The organism is Lederbergia graminis (assembly GCF_042655485.1).
GTDB classification, from domain to species: Bacteria; Bacillota; Bacilli; order Bacillales; family Bacillaceae_C; genus Lederbergia; species Lederbergia graminis.
The window spans coordinates 131,015-149,991 of record NZ_JBHSMC010000029.1 but is presented as its reverse complement, the minus strand read 5'-3'; the positions used below and the strand labels follow the sequence as shown (position 1 = coordinate 149,991).

The 18,977-nt window shown below is 36.6% G+C and carries 15 protein-coding genes and 1 other annotated feature; of the genes, 13 read left to right on the top strand and 2 right to left on the bottom strand.

Translation table 11 applies throughout. From position 1 onward, the window contains the following. Window positions 1-201: 201 nt before the first annotated feature. Window positions 202-687 carry a LiaI-LiaF-like domain-containing protein gene (locus tag ACFPM4_RS18785; RefSeq protein ID WP_144921285.1) on the bottom strand — a complete coding sequence of 162 codons (486 nt, stop codon included), beginning with the start codon at window positions 685-687 and terminating at the stop codon, window positions 202-204. A gap of 204 nt (window positions 688-891) precedes the next feature. Here ACFPM4_RS18785 and hemA point away from each other — a divergent pair, with 204 nt between their 5' ends. From hemA to ysxE, 8 genes are all read left to right on the top strand, one after another. Beyond that, a complete protein-coding gene (gene hemA, locus ACFPM4_RS18780) occupies window positions 892-2,247 on the top strand; it encodes a glutamyl-tRNA reductase (RefSeq protein ID WP_382355194.1) in 1,356 nt (451 codons plus the stop codon). 13 nt (window positions 2,248-2,260) lie between these two features. Then, the gene (locus tag ACFPM4_RS18775) at window positions 2,261-3,088 is read left to right on the top strand and encodes a cytochrome c biogenesis protein (protein ID WP_144921289.1); all 828 of its coding nucleotides are present in this window, start codon (window positions 2,261-2,263) and stop codon (window positions 3,086-3,088) included. 26 nt (window positions 3,089-3,114) lie between these two features. Continuing rightward, window positions 3,115-4,047, top strand: coding sequence for a hydroxymethylbilane synthase (hemC, locus tag ACFPM4_RS18770; protein ID WP_382355191.1), 933 nt, complete (start codon window positions 3,115-3,117; stop codon window positions 4,045-4,047). A 74-nt stretch (window positions 4,048-4,121) separates the two neighbouring features. Next, on the top strand, window positions 4,122-4,847 hold the full coding sequence (locus ACFPM4_RS18765; RefSeq protein WP_382355188.1) for a uroporphyrinogen-III synthase: 726 nt from the start codon (window positions 4,122-4,124) through the stop codon (window positions 4,845-4,847). After that, entirely contained in the window at window positions 4,844-5,836 is a 993-nt protein-coding gene (hemB, locus tag ACFPM4_RS18760; protein ID WP_382355185.1) for a porphobilinogen synthase, read from the top strand. Before ACFPM4_RS18765 ends, hemB begins: the two co-directional genes overlap by 4 nt. A gap of 21 nt (window positions 5,837-5,857) precedes the next feature. Further along, entirely contained in the window at window positions 5,858-7,147 is a 1,290-nt protein-coding gene (hemL, locus tag ACFPM4_RS18755; protein WP_382355182.1) for a glutamate-1-semialdehyde 2,1-aminomutase, read from the top strand. A 124-nt stretch (window positions 7,148-7,271) separates the two neighbouring features. Next, window positions 7,272-8,432, top strand: coding sequence for a stage VI sporulation protein D (gene spoVID / locus ACFPM4_RS18750; protein ID WP_382355179.1), 1,161 nt, complete (start codon window positions 7,272-7,274; stop codon window positions 8,430-8,432). 715 nt (window positions 8,433-9,147) lie between these two features. Beyond that, window positions 9,148-10,176 (top strand): spore coat protein YsxE, encoded by a 1,029-nt coding sequence (gene ysxE, locus ACFPM4_RS18745; protein WP_382355176.1) that lies wholly within the window; start codon window positions 9,148-9,150, stop codon window positions 10,174-10,176. A gap of 23 nt (window positions 10,177-10,199) precedes the next feature. Here the strand turns inward: ysxE and ACFPM4_RS18740 are convergent, their stop codons facing one another. Further along, window positions 10,200-10,391, bottom strand: a complete 192-nt coding sequence (locus ACFPM4_RS18740; protein WP_382355174.1) for a hypothetical protein — start codon at window positions 10,389-10,391, stop codon at window positions 10,200-10,202. A 141-nt stretch (window positions 10,392-10,532) separates the two neighbouring features. Further along, window positions 10,533-10,770: a binding site (T-box leader), on the top strand. A gap of 46 nt (window positions 10,771-10,816) precedes the next feature. Here ACFPM4_RS18740 and ACFPM4_RS18735 point away from each other — a divergent pair. The 5 genes from ACFPM4_RS18735 to ACFPM4_RS18715 all read left to right on the top strand — a co-directional run bounded on the left by ACFPM4_RS18735 (window position 10,817) and on the right by ACFPM4_RS18715 (window position 18,971). Then, window positions 10,817-13,459: a valine--tRNA ligase gene (locus tag ACFPM4_RS18735; protein WP_382355171.1), complete on the top strand. Its 2,643-nt coding sequence runs from the start codon at window positions 10,817-10,819 to the stop codon at window positions 13,457-13,459. A gap of 64 nt (window positions 13,460-13,523) precedes the next feature. Then, the gene (locus ACFPM4_RS18730; RefSeq protein ID WP_382355168.1) at window positions 13,524-14,843 is read left to right on the top strand and encodes a bifunctional folylpolyglutamate synthase/dihydrofolate synthase; all 1,320 of its coding nucleotides are present in this window, start codon (window positions 13,524-13,526) and stop codon (window positions 14,841-14,843) included. 215 nt (window positions 14,844-15,058) lie between these two features. Beyond that, window positions 15,059-16,708, top strand: coding sequence for a GspE/PulE family protein (locus ACFPM4_RS18725; RefSeq protein ID WP_382355335.1), 1,650 nt, complete (start codon window positions 15,059-15,061; stop codon window positions 16,706-16,708). Between the two features lie 8 nt (window positions 16,709-16,716). Continuing rightward, window positions 16,717-17,760, top strand: a complete 1,044-nt coding sequence (locus ACFPM4_RS18720; RefSeq protein ID WP_382355165.1) for a type IV pilus twitching motility protein PilT — start codon at window positions 16,717-16,719, stop codon at window positions 17,758-17,760. After that, complete coding sequence (locus tag ACFPM4_RS18715; protein WP_382355162.1) at window positions 17,760-18,971, top strand: type II secretion system F family protein; 1,212 nt, start codon at window positions 17,760-17,762, stop codon at window positions 18,969-18,971. The genes ACFPM4_RS18720 and ACFPM4_RS18715 overlap by 1 nt, the downstream gene beginning before the upstream one ends. Window positions 18,972-18,977: the final 6 nt, after the last annotated feature.

Sequence of the window (18,977 nt, the reverse complement as noted above, 5' to 3'; positions counted from 1 at the left end):
AAAACCATTTGAACTGGAATGTAATTCGGACAATGTTAGATTAATAAAACCGCTATGGAAATACATTACGCTGATAACTTTAAACTAATATAAGGGATAGTTCCATCCTGAAAGAACTATATCGCAGAAAGAATAAAACCGAACTATCTAGAGTTAACGATAGTTCGGTTTTAATTTTATCTTTTTTCCTTTATCACAATATTATTTCTTTTTACTATAGATTAAATAAATCCCGATGCCAATAAATATAAGTGGCATGATGTTATGTAAGAAACTTAAGTTATATCCAAAATTATTTGCCCATGTGACAATTTTATCAAAGAATAATAGTAAGATTGCAGCGGTAAGGAAGAGGATCCCCGAAAATAATCCAGAGCCTGTTTTGACATACCTTAATAATAACCCAAGAGCTATCAGAAGAAGAAAGATACCGGAGTGTTCAGGCCAAACAGGTAGATTATTGGTAATATGAAAGTGAATACCGATTCCTGTTAAAATAACACCAGGTAGTATCGAATCATAATCCTTTCCAACATAACCATTTACTAGAAATCCGAGACCAATGATGATAAGTAATGTTGGCCACGTGTAAAAGCCCTGAAATAGGGAAATATGATAGTGCTGGAGTAAAAAGTAAATTCCAAAGGATAAAAAGATACACCCGGTTAAGTATGATTTTTTCTTCATTATTTCTCCTCGTTTCGCTCCACTTGTATTTCTAATCTTAATTTGTTATGTTACAGTAGGTTGATTTAATAGAAATTATTCCTTTTAAATATATCATATTCGTGCTTTAGGATTCATTATCTGTTCACATCTTTTTTAGAATTATTATAACTTGGCATGATATAATATACCTACGAGCATTAATACTGGAGGTGCCATTTTTACATGCACATCATTGTGGTAGGATTAAATTATAAAACGGCTCCTGTTGAAATAAGAGAACAGCTCGCATTCTCAGAAACAGAATTACATGATGCTATGCACGCGTTGCAACAGAAAAAAAGCATTTTGGAAAATGTAATCGTCTCTACATGTAACCGTACAGAGGTTTACGCTGTAGTGGATCAGATTCATACAGGCCGCTATTATATTAAAGAGTTTTTATCAGAATGGTTTAAAATAGAGAAAGAAGAATTTTCTCCATACTTATTTATTTATGAACAAGAAGATGCAGCCCATCATCTATTCAAAGTGACTTGTGGATTGAATTCGATGGTCCTAGGGGAAACGCAAATTTTAGGACAAGTTAGAAATAGTTTCTTGCTTGCACAAGAAAAAGGTGCGACAGGTACTATTTTCAATCATTTAATGAAACAAGCTATTACGTTAGCAAAAAGAGCACACGCTGAAACAGATATTGGTGCAAATGCAGTTTCTGTCAGTTATGCTGCAGTAGAATTGGCGAAAAAAGTGTTTGGAAGTTTACAGGACAAACACGTACTTGTCATTGGTGCTGGAAAAATGGGTGAGCTAGCAATTAAGAACCTGTATGCAAATGGTGCAACAAAGGTTACTGTTGTGAATCGAACATATGAAAAAGCTCATTCATTAGCAGGACAATTCTCAGGAACAGCAAAGCCACTGAATGAGTTACAGTGTGCATTAATAGAAGCAGATATTGTCATTAGTTCAACAGGGGCTAATGGTTATATTGTGAAAAAAGAAATGATTGCTAGTATGGAAAAAATGCGTAAAGGACGTCCACTCTTTTTGATGGATATAGCAGTTCCAAGAGATTTGGATCCAGCTATTGGCGAATTAGAAAATGCCTTCCTATATGATATTGATGATTTAGAGAATGTTGTAGAAGCTAATATGAAGGAACGTCAAATCGCTGCTGCGAAAATTATGGATATGATTGAAAGTGAAACGTTTGAGTTCCAAGAGTGGATTAATACTTTAGGTGTTGTTCCTGTAATTGCCTCTTTACGAGAGAAGGCATTGTCGATTCAAGCAGAAACAATGAAAAGTATTGAACGGAAACTACCTAATTTATCAGAACGCGAGCGAAAAGTGGTTAGTAAGCACACAAAAAGTATCGTGAATCAACTTCTCAAACATCCAATACTGCAAGTAAAGGAATTCTCATCTCATGAAGATGCACAAGAGAAAATTGAGCTTTTTAAACAAATATTTGATCTTGAAGAAACGAGAGATGGAAAGATTGAACCAGCATCAACTACAAAAATAGATAAAGCAAAGAAGAAGTTATCTACTTCACTTCCATCTTTCCAGTCGTAAGAGGACGTGACATATGATAGATGTAATAATGGTTAGGTTACCTGAAATAGTCTTAATCATTTATGCCTTTTCCACTTTATTATATTTTTTCGATTTCATTGAACATAATCAGAAGGCAAACAAAATTGCCTTCTGGCTACTTTCAATTGTTTGGATACTTCAAACAATTTTTTTGTTTTTGTATATGTACAAGACAGGCAGATTCCCGGTGTTAACCTTATTTGAAGGACTTTATTTTTATTCATGGGTATTAATTACTTTATCCCTTGCTATTCATCGTATAGTCCAAATGGAGTTCACACTATTTTTCACGAATCTACTTGGCTTTACCATTATGGCTATTCATGCATTTGTTCCTAGTCAAGTACCAGCAATGGCGGAACAACTTATTTCAGAATTACTTTTCATACATGTTACAATGGCGATTGTTTCATATGGTGCATTTTCTTTATCCTTTGTCTTTTCTATTCTTTATTTATTACAATATAAACTGTTGAAAGAAAAGAAGTGGAAGCAACGTATATGGCGTTTAGGAGATTTAACGAAATTAGAAAACATTTCCTATTTATTTAATGCGATTGGTGTCCCAATATTATTGTTAAGTTTAATTCTTGGCTTAATATGGGCTTTTATAAAACTACCAATAGTACCGTGGTACGATTTGAAAATCATTGGTTCCTTTATTCTTTTAATCATTTATGGAATCGTTTTGTATCTTCGCATTAAGAAATCACTATATGGTAGAAATTTAGCAACGTGGAATATCGCTGCATTTTTAATTGTTTTAGTTAATTTTTTCTTAGTTAGTAGATTATCAACATTTCACATATGGTATCAGTAAAAAATGGTCGCGAAGGAGGATGTATGGTGAGAAAAATTATTATAGGTTCCCGAAGAAGTAAGCTTGCATTGACTCAAACAAATTGGGTGCGTGAACAACTTGAAAAACTAGGTGCACCTTTTGAGTTTGAAATTAAGGAGATTGTTACTAAAGGGGATCGAATTCTTGATGTCACCCTCTCAAAAGTTGGGGGTAAAGGATTGTTTGTTAAAGAGATTGAACAGGCACTTTTAGATGGAGAAATTGATATGGCTGTACATAGTATGAAGGATATGCCTGCAGTTTTACCTGATGGTTTAACAATTGGTTGTATTCCAGAAAGAGAAGATGTACGCGACGTATTGATTTCTAAAGGAAATATAAAGTTAAAAGATTTACCAAAAGGTGCAATAGTTGGTACAAGTAGTTTACGTAGAAGTGCACAAATACTAGCAGTACGTCCAGATTTAGAAATTAAGTGGATTCGTGGAAATATAGAAACGCGTTTATCTAAATTAGAGACAGAAGATTATGATGCTATTATTTTGGCGGCAGCAGGACTTGCAAGAATGGGATGGAGTAAAGATATTGTAACAGAATACTTAGAACCGGAAGATTGCCTACCTGCTATAGGTCAAGGAGCATTAGGGATTGAGTGTCGTGAGAACGATAAAGAATTATTGGAACAATTAGCATTACTTACTTCTAATGTAACTGCACGTGCGGTTGATGCTGAACGAGTATTTCTTGAAAAAATGGAAGGTAGCTGCCAAGTACCTATTGCTGGCTACGGAACGATAACTACAGATGATGAAATACAGTTAACTGCACTTGTTGCATCTCCTGACGGTAAAATTGTGTATAAAGAAACAGTTACAGGCTCTGAGCCAAGGTTAGTTGGAGAGGAAGCAGCCGAGATATTAAGTAAACAAGGCGCAAAAAACCTAATAGACAAGGTGAAAGAAGAGTTAGAAAAATGACCGTAAGGCACAAACCCCTAAAAGGTCAACATGTTTTAATAACACGTGGTGGTGAGCAAGGAGAGAAATTTTGTATGGATGTTGCCAATGCTGGTGGTATTCCGCACATGGTTCCTCTAATTGATTTCCGAGCGTACAAAGATGTAAATGAGTCGTACTATAAGAGTAATATTAGCCAATATGATTGGATTATTTTTACTAGTAAAAACGGTGTGCATCATTTTTTTCAGCATTTTAAAGAAAATCCTAATGAACAACTATTTAATGAAGGTAAAATTAAGTTTGCGGTAGTGGGAGAAAAGACGAAGGAAGCGCTAGAACGATACCATATTGCATCACATTTTATGCCTAATGTTTATACTGCAGAGGCATTTGCTAATGAATTTGATCCTCTTGACGAGCAACCTAAAAAGGTATTAATTGCCAAAGGGAATTTAGCTAGTACTGTAATAGCGGAACGATTTCGAACACAAGGAATTCGTGCAGATGAATGGATTATATATGAGACATTTTATCCAACTGCAAATGTTGGGAAATTAACTCAACTATTAAAAAATGAACTGATTAATGTTGCTGCTTTTACAAGCCCATCCACATTCAATCACTTTTTGAAAATTGTTCAGCAGCACCATCTCTCGTATGCTTTAGAAACTTTAATTGTAGCAGCAATTGGAACTGTTACAAAACAAAGAATTGAACAGGCAGGTATTAAAGTTCATATATGTCCAGATACTTTTACGATTGATGAAATGTTTGCCGCCATATGTTCGTATTTTGAACGAAAGGAAGATACTTTTTGAATACATTAGAATTTAAGAGACATCGACGTTTACGAAAAACTGCAGCAATTCGCTCTATGGTTCGTGAAACGCATTTGCATACAGAAGATTTTATTTATCCTATTTTTATCGTGGAGGGAGAAAATCAAAAAAATGAAGTCCCTTCGATGCCTGGAGTATTCCAAATTTCGTTAGATTTGTTAAAATCTGAACTGGATGAAATAGTAGCATTAGGTATCAAAGCTGTTATTCTTTTTGGAGTTCCTAATGAAAGCGATAAGGATGAGTGTGGTACAGGGGCCTTCCATGATCATGGTATTGTTCAATTAGCAACGAAAGAAGTAAAGAAACACTATCCTGAATTGTTAGTTGTTGCTGACACATGTTTATGTGAGTATACAGATCACGGTCATTGTGGCATCGTAGAAAATGGAACAGTGTTAAATGATGAAAGTCTAGAATTACTCGTCAAAACAGCAGTGAGTCAAGCAGAGGCAGGTGCTGATATCATCGCACCTTCCAATATGATGGATGGATTCGTTGTAGCGATTAGAAAGGGACTGGATGAAGCCGGTTTTATTGATATTCCAATTATGTCCTATGCAGTTAAATATTCTTCTGCTTTTTATGGTCCATTCCGTGACGCAGCAAATAGTGCACCACAATTTGGAGATCGTAAAACATACCAAATGGATCCTGCAAATCGCATGGAAGCACTGCGTGAAGCTGAGTCCGATATAGAAGAAGGAGCAGATTTCTTAATTGTAAAACCAGCTCTATCCTATATGGATATTATTCGTGATGTAAAGAATCATTTTAATGCACCTATTGTTGCTTATAATGTTAGTGGTGAATATGCGATGATTAAGGCCGCTGCTGCCAATGGATGGATTGACGAACGATCCATCATATTAGAAATGTTAACAAGCATGAAACGTGCAGGTGCTGATCTTATTATTACGTATTTTGCAAAAGATGTAGCAGGATGGTTACAAGATACTAAACAATAATAGTGGAACGGAGGAATGAAATTGAGATCATATGAAAAGTCTCAACAAGCATTTCAAGAAGCTGTAAAGTTAATGCCTGGTGGTGTTAATAGTCCAGTACGTGCCTTTAAATCAGTAGATATGGACCCGATTTTTATGGAGAGAGGAAAAGGCTCCCGCATTTTCGATATTGATGGAAATGAATATATTGATTATGTACTCTCATGGGGTCCGCTTATTTTAGGACATGCAAATGACCGTGTCGTAGAAGCTATTAAAAAAGTAGCTGAAGATGGTACAAGCTTTGGGGCGCCAACATTATTGGAAAATAAACTAGCGAATCTAGTTATTGAACGTGTCCCTTCCATTGAAATAGTTAGGATGGTTTCATCTGGAACAGAAGCTACAATGAGTGCACTTAGATTAGCACGTGGTTACACTGGTCGTAATAAAATTATGAAATTTGAAGGCTGTTACCATGGACATGGAGATTCTCTCTTAATAAAAGCTGGTTCCGGTGTTGCAACGTTAGGTTTACCTGATAGTCCAGGTGTTCCAGAAGGCATTGCAAAAAATACAATCACCGTTCCATATAACGATTTGGAAAGTGTTCGTTATGCTTTTGAGCAATATGGTGATGATATTGCTGGAATTATTGTAGAGCCAGTTGCAGGTAATATGGGAGTAGTACCTCCACGCCCTGGATTTTTGCAAGGTTTACGAGACATTACGAACGAATATGGATCATTACTCATTTTTGATGAAGTAATGACAGGGTTCCGTGTTGGTTACAATTGTGCACAAGGTTATTTTGGAATAACACCTGATATTACTTGTTTAGGCAAAGTAATAGGTGGGGGACTACCAGTTGGTGCATACGGTGGTAAGGCAGAAATTATGGAAAAGATTGCTCCAAGCGGACCAATCTATCAAGCAGGTACATTATCAGGAAATCCATTAGCAATGACAGCGGGTTATGAAACACTTAGTCAATTAACCCCGGAATCGTATGACGATTTTATTAGAAAAGCAGACGAATTAGAAGCTGGGTTGAGAGCTGCAGCAAATAAGTATAATATTCCTCATACGATTAATCGTGCTGGATCTATGATTGGTATTTTCTTCACAAATGAAGATGTATACAATTATGAGCAAGCGAAAACATCTGATTTAGAACTATTCTCTAAATATTATCGCGAAATGGCTTACGAAGGAGTATTTTTGCCTCCTTCCCAATTTGAAGGTTTATTTTTATCTACAGCACATACCGATGGTGATATTGCTGCTACTATTGCAGCTGCTGAGAGAGCATTTGAAAAAATAAGTAAATAATCACAACATAACGGCATGGTCATAGTACCATACCGTTATTTTTTTGTTCTTAAAACCTTTCTACTTACATAGGCTGTTAGTGACCTAATATTATTTGTAGTGGATTTGAAAGGAGGAATGAAGCTTGCCTGATCGTCAACAAACATCCCTAAGGTTCCCGCTCGAGGAGTCTGTTTGGTTTGAAAAAGGACAGGAAGTAGATGAACTAATTTCGTTATCATTAGATCCTTATATAACGGTTTTAGATGAGGTGGAATTTATAGTTCTGAAAGGCTCGCTTGAACTGAGTGGTGAATATAGACATGCGTATAGCAATAGTGATGTCGAGTCTTTTTCTGTTCCAGGAAGAACATATATGCAAACGACAGAAATTAGAAATGACGGAAATAGTGAGTTTTCACACCATTTCCCAGTAGATATAACAATTCCGAGATCAAGAGTGACCAATTTAGAAGATTTGGAAATTGAAGTAGAATCGATTGATTATGACCTACTAGATGGTGAAAGGCTGAAATTAATAGCAGATATCTATGTACATGGAGTTTATTCTGATAATGAGATAGTGGAGGAAGAAGATGTTTCAGCTCAGGTAGAAGAGGATTCAATTGCATCAGAGTTAGAATTAGAATCTGTGCGTTCTGAAGTGGATGAGGAAGAGATTGTGGAAGTGGAGGTATTGGAACAACAATCACAGCCTGAGATTATACAACAAGATTCCACTTCTATCGAGTCTTCATATGAGTCATCTCAACAGTTAATGGATGAGGATGAGGAATTATTTACTCCGTTCCGTACAGAAGCAACGGTAGTACCTGAAAGCGTTAAGAAAGATAATGCTGAACAAGAAAATTTTAAGCAACATAAGGTTCAATCATTACCGGAAATTGCTCTTCATTCTATTGAAGAACATGACCTGGCAGAGGTGAGAAATATAGAATCTTCTTCATATGTTATAGATGATTACATGGAGGATGAATCCCCTCAAGACGCTGAGTCAAGTAGTGACCATCAGGAACCTACTAATAAAGTGAAGAAAAAGAAAGATAAGTATAAAACAATGTCATTTGCTGATTTCTTCGCTAGAAAGGAAGAGGAAGAATCAGCTAAATTACGAGTTTGCTTAGTGCAGCATGGTGATTCATTAGAACAAATAGCTGATAAGTATGATGTTAGTGTTCAGCAAATTTTAAGAGAAAATAAGTTAGACGCAAATCATGAAGTATATGAAGGTCAAGTGCTTTATATTCCATCGAAAAGTGTTCCGATTTTAAAGAAACATTACTAGAAATTGAAAGAGGGTGGGTTATTAACTAGATCTAAATATAGGCAATACTAGTGTACAATACCGCAACGGAAATACACTACGCTCCCGGGGATCTAGAAAAGCGAAAGGCGCTTGCTTATCGGCGACAAGCAAATGTTCTGAGACAAAGAAAGGCGTTCTTTGCCTTTCATGTCTCAGGTTATTTGCCCTCGAGCCGATAGCGCCTGCAGCTAGACAAAGAAAAGCGAAAGGCGCTTGCTTATCGGCGACAAGCAAATGTTCTGAGACAAAGAAAGGCGTTCTTTGCCTTTCGTGTCTCAGGTTATTTGCCCTCGAGCCGATAGCGCCTGCAGCTAGACAAAGAAAAGCGAAAAGCGCTTGGGGCTTGAAGGAAGGCTAATTTCGCAACATCCTGTTGGCAGGCTCAAACAGCGACGTCCTGTCGCTTCGCCTGCACTAGTACGTCCATGTACTTCGCAACGCTTTCCTGACCCCAGGAGTGTGTTCGTTTTTTAGATCAAAGTTAAAAAATTACCCTACAATCGTATTTCAATCTGTTCTGTCCTGTAAAATCTGTTTTTTAAAGATTCTACAGGAAGCGCTTTTTGCAGGAAAAAGCTGAACTATCTTGAAAAAATTCAAGCAATAGTTTGGCTTTTATTTCTATCTACATTTTATTGTCTTCGGTTATACAAGGAAAAGAAAGTTAAGTTTTAAGGTGGAAACAGGTGATTAGATGGAGAATCAGTATCATAGTGAACTAGAGAAAGTAATTAGGCACTACGGATTGGAAATTAGTTATGTAGAAAAACATGGGCGAGTATTTAAGTTATATACGGATAAAGGCGAGTTTGCATTGAAGAGAATGAATGCAAAGAACGGAATAGATTTTCTATATTATGTACAGACGCTTTATCAGCGTGGATATAATCGTATCGTTCCTATTTACCCTTGTCAGGATGGAAGGTATGCAATTTTAGAAGGGGATTCCTTATATTATTTAATGCCCTGGCTTGAAAACAAGGAGAGAGATGGAGAGATAGGGAAGAATGTTGACCTGTTTCGTGAGCTTGCCAGAATGCACACATTATCTGTACGCGAAGTACCAATTACGAAAGAGGAACGTCAAGAACATTATGACCGTACTAGTAGTCGCTGGGAAAGTGAACAAGAAGCTTTATTACTCTTCATTGAACGGTGTGAGAGACAAACATATATGTCTCCTTTTCAGCTGCTATTTAGTACCTTTTACAGCGAAATATACGGTGGACAACGGTATGCTTTAGCAAAACTAAAAGATTGGTTTGAAAAAACAAAAGAAGAAACAAAAGCTCGAAGTGTAATCATACATGGGAAATTATCCAATGAACACTATTTATATGATAAGAGTGGTCACGGATTTTTTTCGAATTTTGAGCATGCAGCAATTTCATCTCCATTACATGATCTTCTCCCCTTTTTGGATCGTACATTAAGCACACATCCAAAACGGTTTGATGAAAGTTTGAAATGGTTAGATGCTTATTTTCGATATTTTCCATTTAACGAAGAAGAAATGCTTTTGTTTCTAAGTTATTTAGCAAATCCTGGTCCCATTTTCCGAGTTGTAGAGAAATACTTTTCTACTGGGAAAGAGAAAAGTGAAATGAAATTTGTTACTCAGTTACAGCGCCAGTATTGGCGTATGAAAAATATTGAATATTTAGTGATGCAATTAGAAGAAATAGAAAAAAGAAAAAAAGAACAATCTACCCCTTCGGAATAAAAAAGTGGATCGAAGGGGTATTTTTATATCCACTCGTTGTGAAATGCAATAATGGTGGCAATAAAAGTAGCTAAAATTAATATATCTAAAACAGTAGGGAAAATTAATGTTCTAATCGCTTGAAATACAGTAAATGGAACGATGAGTTGTCTGCACATTGCCTTGAAATGCAACTTCCAAGAATAAAAAGTATACTGATTAAATTTCTTTTTCATCCGATTAACCTCCTAATGAATTCGCCTAGTATAAAATATGTAAAATTGGCTATGATGTGAGTAATCTTGAATAAAGTTAGAAATTTTATTGAAATCATTGACAATCTGCAAGGAAATTCTATACTATAAATGAATAATGATAAAAATGCATTGACAGGGAAGAGTACGTTAGTTGGTTGCTTTCAGAGAGGAAAATCAAAGCTGTGAGATTTTCTAAGTGACACTAATGGAAGGTCGCCCTTGAGCAGTTTCTATGAACGGAAAATCAAGTAGTAGAAACCGGTGGAGAGCCGTTATGTATGTAAGTGCTGGATTTATTGTGTCTTGATAAATCCATGAAAAAAGGTGGTACCGCGAATCTGCTCCCTTCGTCCTTTTGACGGAGGGGGCTTTTTGTATTTGGAGAATGAAGTAGGAGGATGAATATGGAAAAGAAAGAAATTAGCATGCCAACTAAATATGAACCTCAAAACATTGAACAAGGTAGGTATGAATGGTGGTTGTCTGGAAAGTACTTTGAAGCAGAAAATAATCCTGATAAAGAACCATACACGATTGTTATTCCGCCTCCAAATGTAACAGGAAAGCTACATTTAGGTCATGCATGGGATACTGCTTTGCAAGATATATTGACAAGAATGAAGCGAATGCAAGGATATGATGTGTTATGGCTACCTGGAATGGATCATGCAGGTATTGCAACACAAGCGAAAGTCGAAGAAAAACTTCGGGAAGAAGGAAAATCTCGTTACGATCTTGGCAGAGAAAAGTTCCTAGAAGAAACGTGGAAATGGAAAGAGGAATATGCGACTTTTATCCGCGAGCAATGGGCGAAGCTTGGGTTGGGACTTGATTACTCTAGAGAACGATTCACGTTAGATGAAGGTCTTTCACAAGCTGTTCGTGAGGTATTCGTGACTCTTTACAATGAAGGTTTAATCTATCGTGGCGAATACATTATTAACTGGGATCCTGCAACAAAAACAGCATTGTCTGATATTGAAGTTATTCATAAAGATGTACAAGGTGCATTTTATCATATGAATTACCCACTAGCTGATGGTTCTGGCTCCATAGAAGTAGCAACTACTCGTCCAGAAACAATGCTTGGTGACACTGGTGTAGCTGTCCATCCAGAAGATGAGCGCTACAAACATTTAATTGGGAAAACTGTAATATTACCTATTGTTGGTAGAGAAATTCCGATTGTTGCGGATGATTATGTGGATATGGAGTTTGGATCAGGAGCGGTGAAAATTACACCGGCACATGATCCTAATGACTTTGAAATTGGTAACCGTCACAATCTTCAACGTATCCTTGTGATGAACGAAGATGGCACAATGAATGAGAATGCAGGACAGTATAATGGAATGGATCGCTTTGCATGTCGTAAACAAATTGTAAAAGACTTGCAGGAGGCAGGTATTCTATTTGAAATTGAAGAGCATCTCCATTCTGTTGGCCATTCTGAACGAAGTGGAGCAGTAGTAGAGCCATACTTATCTACACAGTGGTTTGTTAAAATGAAGCCACTTGCAGAAAAAGCAATTGAACTACAAAAAAGTGATGAAAAAGTTAACTTTGTTCCAGATCGTTTTGAAAAGACATATATGCACTGGATGGAAAATATTCATGATTGGTGTATTTCACGTCAATTATGGTGGGGACATCGTATTCCTGCTTGGTATCATAAAGAAACAGGAGAAATATATGTAGGTCATGAGGCACCACAAGATGAGGAAAATTGGGAACAAGACACTGATGTATTAGATACGTGGTTTAGTTCTGCATTATGGCCGTTCTCAACAATGGGATGGCCAGATGAAGATGCGGCAGATTTCAAACGTTATTACCCAACTGATTGCCTAGTAACAGGTTATGATATTATCTTTTTCTGGGTATCGAGAATGATATTCCAAGGTCTAAAGTTTACGGATAAACGTCCTTTTAAAGACTTATTAATACATGGACTTGTTCGAGATGCAGAAGGACGGAAAATGAGTAAATCGCTTGGTAACGGCGTGGATCCAATGGATGTTATTGATAAGTACGGTGCCGATTCTCTCCGTTATTTCTTAACAACAGGAAGTTCTCCAGGCCAAGATTTACGTTTCAGCATGGAGAAAATCGAATCTGTTTGGAATTTTGCTAATAAAATATGGAATGCATCTCGCTTTGCTCTAATGAACATGGATGGATTAACATATGACGAAATTGATTTAACCGGGGAAAAGTCTGTTGCCGATAAATGGATCTTAACTCGCTTAAATGACACAATTGAAACAGTTACAAAGCTTGCAGACAAATATGAATTTGGTGAAGTAGGTAGAGCACTTTACAACTTTATATGGGATGATTTCTGTGACTGGTATATCGAAATGGCGAAACTTCCACTTTATGGAGAAGATGAGGCAGCGAAAAAGACAACACGTTCTATTTTGGCATATGTTCTCGATCAAACAATGAGATTGTTACATCCATTTATGCCATTTATTACCGAGGAAATTTGGCAGAACTTACCTCATGAAGGTGAATCTATTACAGTTGCTGTATGGCCAACAGTAAATGAGCAATTTAATGATGAAAATGCTGTACAAGAAATGAAATTGCTAATGGATATTATCCGTTCTGTTCGTAATATCCGTGCAGAAGTAAACACACCTATGAGTAAGAAAATTACATTACTATTAAAGGCAAAAGATGGAACTGTATTGGCAGCACTAGAAAAAAATAAACCTTTCATTGAAAAGTTCTGTAATCCAGAAGAATTACAAATTGCTCCTGATATCGTGTCACCAGATAAAGCAATGACGGCTGTTGTTACAGGAGTTGAACTGTTTATTCCATTAGCTGACTTAATCAATATGGAAGAAGAAATTGCTCGCCTAAATAAAGAATTAGATAAATGGACGAAAGAAGTAGAACGCGTCCAGAAGAAACTGGCAAATGAGAAATTTATCAGTAAGGCACCTGAAGCTGTTGTTGCGGAAGAACGCGCAAAAGAAAAAGACTACTTAGAGAAGAAAGCGATAGTGGAAGCACGTATTAAGGCATTACAATCATAATTGTGTGAGAGGAAGCGAATTCTATTAGGATTCGCTTCCATTATCATGGATAGAGGTGTACGCATTGTTTTCTACATATGATGAGGCCCTTAACTGGATTCATGCCCGTTTACGTTTAGGAATGAAGCCAGGTTTAAAAAGGATGGAGTGGATGTTAGAAAGGCTATCCCATCCAGAACAAAAACTTCAAGCAATTCATATAGGTGGAACGAATGGAAAAGGGTCAACCGTTACTTATGTGCGCTCTATGCTCCAAGCAGCTGGGTATGAGGTAGGAACTTTCACATCACCATATATTGAACAATTTAACGAAAGAATTAGCGTAAATGGAATTCCAATTGCTGACAATGACATTACGAGACTAGTAAATATAATAAAACCACTTGCAGATGAGCTGGAACACACACCGTTAGGTCCACCAACCGAGTTTGAAGTAATTACTGCAATGGCTATCTATTATTTTTCGGAAGTACATCCAGTAGACTTCGTCATATTTGAGGTGGGACTTGGAGGTAGATTTGATTCGACCAACGTAATAACGCCTTTATTGTCCATTATCACAAATGTCGGAATGGATCATACTCAAATTCTAGGTGACACGATAGAACAAATCGCCTTTGAAAAAGCAGGGATTATTAAAGAAAATACAGCTGTCTTTACGTGTATTCAAAGCGATGAAGGAATAAAACAAGTAGAAAAAATTGCGAAAGAGAAAAACGCTCCTTTGTTCCAACTTGGAAAAGACTTTTTCGTATCGAGTTATCAATCCCTTCAAAACAGAGAACAGTTTACGTTAAAAACATATAATGTCCTATTAGAAAATATACAAATTTCCTTATTAGGAAAACATCAAACAGAAAATGCAGCAGTTGCAATTGCTAGTATTTTATATCTACAAGAATCTGGTCATGTAACAGTTCACGAACAGCACATAAGAGAAGGGCTATTACAAGCGTATTGGCCAGGAAGGTTTGAAATATTACAAGTCAATCCAACTATCATTATGGATGGGGCACATAATCCGGAAGGAATGCGCTCATTTGTTTCGGTTATGGAAGCTAGATACAGTTACAATAATATTAAAATTGTATTTGCTGCGTTAAAAGATAAGGATTTAACAGAGATGTTTGCCCTTTTAAATACATTAAAAGCACAAATATTTGTAACTGAATTTGACTTCCCACGAGCTGCTACTGCTGAGGAACTGAAGGAAATAAGTAATAACCCAAATGTAACTGCTGATCCAAATAGTAAGTTATTAATCAAACAACTAATAGAGTCACTTGAAAAAGATGAAGTACTTGCGATTGTAAGTTCTCTATATTTCATTTCGGAAATGAAACCATTTATCGTTAATCTAATTCGTAATCAAGAGTGCCATTAAAAAAGCACTCTTTTTTATTTTGTGGTTGTCGATAGTTATTTATTGATTATTTCAGATTATAATGGCTATATTTGAATTAAGCTGTAGAAAAAACTAGACTTTTGTCCTGGTTATTTGTTAAGAGGATGAACTGATACCATAAAAACTATCATGGAAGTTAGTTCATAAGCTAAATGAACCGATTAATATGGCTGAGAGGATGGGTTTGATTGAAAATGAGAAAACGGCTCGGGGATTTACTTGTCAGTTCGGGACTAATAACTTCGAATCAGCTTGAAAAAGCATTACAAGAAAAAAGTGAAAACCAAAAACTTGGGGATGCATTAGTACAATTCGGATATATTACCGAGCGACAGTTAATTGAGGCATTGGAGTTTCAGTTAGGGATACCTCATATAAGTCTGTACCGTTATCCGTTTGATGAGACATTATTTTCATTAATCCCAAAAGATGCTGCGAAACGGAATTTAATTGTCCCGTTAAAAAAAGAGGATGATAAATTATATGTAGCAATGGCTGATCCGATGGACTTTTATTTAATTGAAGACCTCAGACTTGCTACTGGCTTTCATATAGAAACCGTTATTGCTACAAAAGCAGATATTTTACGTGCAATCCATAAATATTACGACAATGAAGATGACTTCGATGAATTTGAATCCGAGCAGGTAAATATACAGGCTGGTCAAGAAAATATTACCGATAATGATTCACCAATTGTTCGATTAGTGAATCAGATTTTAACGAATGCACTCGTACAAAGAGCAAGTGATATACATATCGATCCACAGGAATCGAAGGTTGTTATTCGCTACCGTGTAGATGGATTACTTCGTGTAGAACGTAAAGTTCCAAAGAATATGCAAAACATGCTAATCTCACGAGTTAAAATCATGGCAAATATGGATATTACCGAATACCGAATACCCCAAGATGGTAGAATTAGAACAAATATAGATTTGCGACCAATAGATTTAAGAGTTTCAACTTTACCTACTGTCTATGGGGAAAAAATCGTTTTACGGATTCTTGATTTAAGAAATGTTTTAAACGATATAAATAGAATTGGCTTTAATGAATTAAATTTACAACGATTTAAACAATTAATTGAACAACCTACTGGAATTATTCTTATTAGCGGTCCAACAGGTTCTGGGAAATCCTCCACATTATATGCTGCATTAAACCGGTTAAATAAGGAAGAAGTAAATATTATAACTGTTGAAGATCCGGTCGAGTACCAACTGGAAGGAATAAATCAAATACAAGTTAACCCCACTGTAGGTTTGACGTTTGCCTCTGGGCTACGATCTATATTACGTCAAGATCCTAATATTATCATGGTCGGTGAAATACGTGATAATGAAACAGTGGAAATAGCAATTAGAGCTTCCTTGACGGGGCATTTAGTATTATCAACCATCCATACAAACGACTCCATTAGTACCGTAACAAGATTGATGGATATGGGGGTAGAGCCATTTCTAATAGCTGCCTCTTTAAATGGTATTGTTTCGCAAAGGCTTGTCCGCAAAGTTTGTAGAGATTGTGCGCAAAAAGACATACCAACAACTAGAGAAATGGACATATTTAAAAAACGAGGACTACGTATTGACCATGTCATGCGTGGAGAAGGTTGTGTTTCATGCAATATGACAGGCTATAAGGGAAGAGTTGCTATCCATGAAGTTCTTGTAATGACAGACGAAATGAAGAAAATCATCATGAATAAACAAGATCTATCAGAACTTAAGAAACAAGCAGAGCAACAAAAAACCGTATTCTTACTAGATGATGGATTAATGAAGGTGCAAGCAGGAATAACTACTACAGAAGAAGTTTTGCGAGTTGCATATTTAGAGTAGGTGAAAACATGGACGAAAATAGTATTCAATATTTACTGCAAAAAGCATTTGAACTTCAAGCTTCGGATTTACATATAACGGTTGGAGTTCCACCAATCATGCGCATAAATGGAGTGTTAAAGAAATTTGGAGAAAATCGAATAACACAAGATCAATCGGAAGCGATTGCTCAAGAAATGATTCCAGAACACTTATGGAATGTTTATATTGAGAAAGGTGAATTAGATTTTTCATACGGTTTGCAAGGAGTGTCAAGATTTCGTGTGAATGTGTTTCGACAACGCTCCAGTTCCGCCCTTGCAATTCGCGTAGTGCCAACCGAAATTCCCTCAATGGAACAATTAAATTTGCCACCAATCGTAAGAAAAATCGCAGAGAAGCCGCAAGGACTAGTCCTCGTAACAGGACCAACTGGAAGCGGAAAATCCACAACCTTAGCTTCTATGATTGACTACATGAATAAAACGATGCGAAAACATATTATCACTCTTGAGGATCCGATTGAATATATGCATAAGCATCAACTATGTGTTATTGACCAACGAGAGGTTGGGTTAGATACACTAAATTTTGCAAATGGACTACGTAGTGCGCTTCGTCAAGACCCTGATGTTATACTAGTAGGAGAGATGAGAGATTTAGAAACGATCCAAACCGCGATTACGGCTGCAGAAACAGGTCATTTAGTATTAGGTACTTTACATACTTCTGGTGCGGTTTCAACGGTTAATCGTATTATTGATGTGTTTAATGGGGATCAACAGCATCAAATCCGTTATCAGCTCTCCTCCGTATTAGAAGCAGTAATATCACAAAGATTATTTCCAACTGTCGACGGAAAAGGGCGCATTGCAGCTTTTGAAGTATTGCTTAATGTCCCAGCTGTTGGAAACTTGATTCGATCAGAAAAAGCACACCAAATTCCAAATATCATGCAAACATCACGACTGGAAGGAATGCAACTTTTAGAAAACAGCACAAAAGAACTGTTAAACGCGGGAAAAATCTCTCGAGAGGTTGCTCTTCCATTCCTAAAGCAGGTATTTGAATAATGGCACGTTTTAAGTATAGTGGGCGCACAAGGACAGGGACGAAGAATGGGATACTACACGCCGATTCCAAAAGAGAGGCGATGGAAAAGCTCCGACATGATGGCGTTCGAGTAATTGAAATCGAGGAAGTACCTGAAAATATATTTACGAAAGATATTGTAATTGGCAACCCAGTAAAACTTCAACATCTCGTTATTTTTCTAAAGCAATTTTCAACTCTTCTGTCAGCTGGAGTGTCAGTAGTAGAGGCAACGAAAATTCTAGCAGAGCAGACGGACAGTAAACCATTGGCAAAAGCTTTACAAAAGGTTGAAGTGGAGATACGAGCGGGAAATCCATTATCGAAAGCATTAGCGAAGCATGAAGAAATTTTTGAGTCTTTAATTATTAATATGGTACATGCAGGAGAAATTTCAGGAACATTAGATGAGACACTTAATCGATTAAGTATTCATTATGAAAAGCAACATCGTACTAGACAGAAAGTAATTTCTGCTTTTTCTTACCCAATTTTTGTTGGTATCATTGCGATAGCTGTAGTCATTTTTCTATTAATAGGAGTTGTGCCTACATTTGTATCTTTGTTTGCAGATGTAGGTGGAGAGCTACCAGCTATCACTCAATTTGTCCTAAATAGTAGTAATTTCGTTCGAAAGTTTTGGTACTTATTAATGCTTATCCCTGTGTTAATCTGGTTTACCATCTTTACGATGCGTAAAAAGCCAGAAACAAAGTATTATCTAGACCTAATCATATTAAGAATGCCTATATTTGGTTCTATTTTTCAAAAAAGTGTATTAGCTAGATTTACCTTAACATTTAGCTCGATGTTTTCGAGTTCCGTCCCAATTCTCCAAGCATTGACAATGCTGGAGAAACTAGTAGAGAATGAAGTAATTGCAAGAGTGATTAAGGAATCTAGACAATCATTAGAACAAGGGAAGTCATTAACAGAACCGATGAAAAAACATTGGGCATTTCCCCCGCTCGTCTCCCAAATGATTGCAATTGGAGAAGAAACAGGATCACTGGATGTCATGTTAGAGAATGTGGCGGATTTCTATGAAGCGGAAGTCGAAGCAGCTACAGACCGCTTAAAATCACTCATTGAACCAATCATGATTGTGCTATTAGCGGGTCTAGTAGGAACGATTGTCACAGCTATTATGGTGCCGATGTTTGATATATTTAATAATATACAAAGTTACTAAATCTTA

What these genes read in the sequence shown, in the direction of transcription:
- ACFPM4_RS18785 (WP_144921285.1), bottom strand. Translation starts at nt 687, where the DNA reads ATGAAGAAAAAATCATACTTAACCGGGTGTATCTTTTTATCCTTTGGA.
- hemA (WP_382355194.1), top strand. Translation starts at nt 892, where the DNA reads ATGCACATCATTGTGGTAGGATTAAATTATAAAACGGCTCCTGTTGAA.
- ACFPM4_RS18775 (WP_144921289.1), top strand. Translation starts at nt 2,261, where the DNA reads ATGATAGATGTAATAATGGTTAGGTTACCTGAAATAGTCTTAATCATT.
- ACFPM4_RS18765 (WP_382355188.1), top strand. Translation starts at nt 4,122, where the DNA reads ATGGATGTTGCCAATGCTGGTGGTATTCCGCACATGGTTCCTCTAATT.
- ysxE (WP_382355176.1), top strand. Translation starts at nt 9,148, where the DNA reads ATGGAGAATCAGTATCATAGTGAACTAGAGAAAGTAATTAGGCACTAC.
- ACFPM4_RS18740 (WP_382355174.1), bottom strand. Translation starts at nt 10,391, where the DNA reads ATGAAAAAGAAATTTAATCAGTATACTTTTTATTCTTGGAAGTTGCAT.
- ACFPM4_RS18735 (WP_382355171.1), top strand. Translation starts at nt 10,817, where the DNA reads ATGGAAAAGAAAGAAATTAGCATGCCAACTAAATATGAACCTCAAAAC.
- ACFPM4_RS18725 (WP_382355335.1), top strand. Translation starts at nt 15,059, where the DNA reads ATGAGAAAACGGCTCGGGGATTTACTTGTCAGTTCGGGACTAATAACT.
- ACFPM4_RS18720 (WP_382355165.1), top strand. Translation starts at nt 16,717, where the DNA reads ATGGACGAAAATAGTATTCAATATTTACTGCAAAAAGCATTTGAACTT.
- ACFPM4_RS18715 (WP_382355162.1), top strand. Translation starts at nt 17,760, where the DNA reads ATGGCACGTTTTAAGTATAGTGGGCGCACAAGGACAGGGACGAAGAAT.